The 1849-nt window shown below is 71.4% G+C and carries 1 protein-coding gene; it reads left to right on the plus strand.

What is annotated here, in order from left to right:
• Positions 1-1849: non-ribosomal peptide synthetase (locus ACZ7IB_RS49115; protein ID WP_470921874.1), on the plus strand; the 1849-nt coding region annotated here is incomplete at both ends.

Here is a 1849-nt window from a genome sequence, read left to right on the forward strand (position 1 = left end):
TATGCGGCCCGTTGTGCCGGGCGGGCTCCGTCGTATGCCCCGCTTCCGGTCCAGTACGCCGACTACGCGTTGTGGCAGCGGGAACGCACCGACGACGAGCCGGCGGACCTCGACTTCTGGCGTGGCACGCTCGCCGAACTGCCCGGGGAACTCGTCCTGCCCACCGACCGTCCGCGGCCCCTCCAGGCCTCGTACCAGGGCGGACAGCTCGAACTGCCACTCTCGCCGGAACTGCGCGACGCCATTCAGGATCTCGCCCGCGCACAGGGCGTGACGGTGTTCATGGTGGCCCAGGCGGCCCTCGCCACGCTGCTCACCAAGCTCGGCGCGGGAACGGACATCCCGCTCGGCACCGTGGTGTCCGGCCGTGACGACGACGCCCTCGCCGACCTGGTCGGCTTCTTTGTCAATACGCTCGTCCTGCGCACGGACACCGGCGGCGATCCCACGTTCGCGGAGCTGCTGGCGAGGGTCCGTACCACCGACCTCGCAGCGTTCGAGCATCAGGGCCTGTCCTTCGACCGTCTCGTCGAGGAACTCCAGCCGACCCGCTCCCTGTCCCGCCATCCGCTCTACCAGATCGCCCTGGCGTGGACACCGGACGGCGTTGACACGCTCGCGCTGGCCGGAACCGACTGCGCCGCTGCTCCCGCCGAGTCGGGCACGGCCAAGTTCGACCTCGACTTCGAGTTCGTGGAGGAGGATGCCGGGACGAGCATCCGTGTCGGCTACGCACTGGACCTCTTCGACCCGGAGTCCGCACGGCGGCTGGGGGAGCGGCTCGTTCTCCTGCTCACCCAGGCCGTCGCGGATCCGGAGCTTCCGCTGAGCTCGTTCGAGGTGTTGCACGAGGCTGAACGCGAGCGCGTCCTGGTCGACTGGAACCGCTCCGCCCCGGTCGCCCCGCGGCTCTTCCCCGACCTGTTCGAGGCCCAGGTACGAGACCACCCCGACGGCGTGGCACTGGAACACGACGGCGCCTCGCTGACGTACCGCGAACTGGACGAGCGGGCCAACCGGTTGGCGCGCCACCTGATCGGCCGCGGGGTCGGCCCGGAGATCCCGGTGGGGGTCTGCGCGGACCGGGGCATCGACTTCGTCGTCGCCATGCTCGCCACCGTCAAGGCGGGCGGCGCCTACCTTCCGCTCGACCCCGCCCACCCGACGGCCCGCAGGGCCTTCACGCTCGCCGACACCGTCCCGGCCGTGCTTCTGGTGGACGACGAGTCCCGCGCCCGCGACCTCCCGGTCACCCCCACCGTGCTCGGCACGCTGGAACTCGGCGCCCTCTCCGCCGAGCCCGTGACCGACGCGGACCGCCGTGCCCCGCTGCGCACCGGCAACACCTGCTACGTCATCTACACCTCGGGTTCGACCGGCCGGCCGAAGGGCACCGCGGTCAGCCACACCGGTCTGACCCGTCTGGTCAGCTCCCACATCGACTCGCTGGGCGTGACGCCGGACAGCAGAGTGCTGCAGTTGGCCTCGATCGGGTTCGACTCGTCCGTCGCGGAGATCCTGATGGCCCTGCTGGCCGGGGCCACGCTGCGGATCGGGCGGGCCGAGGCACTGACGGCGGTCGTCCCGGACGACGAACTGACCCGCGGGGTCACCCATGTCACCGTGCCGCCGTCCCTGCTGGGCGCCCTCCCGGCGCACGCACTCGCACCCGGAACGGTCATCATCACGGCCGGCGAGTCCTGCCCGGCCGCGCTGGCGGACCAATGGTCCGTGGACCACCGCCTGATGAACTTCTATGGCCCGACGGAGACGACGGTGTGCGCGACGGGCACGTTCCTGCGTCCTGGTGAGCCGGTGTCCATCGGGGGTCCGGTCGCGGCGACCGAGG

It is taken from the genome of Streptomyces sp. NPDC037301 (assembly GCF_055602785.1).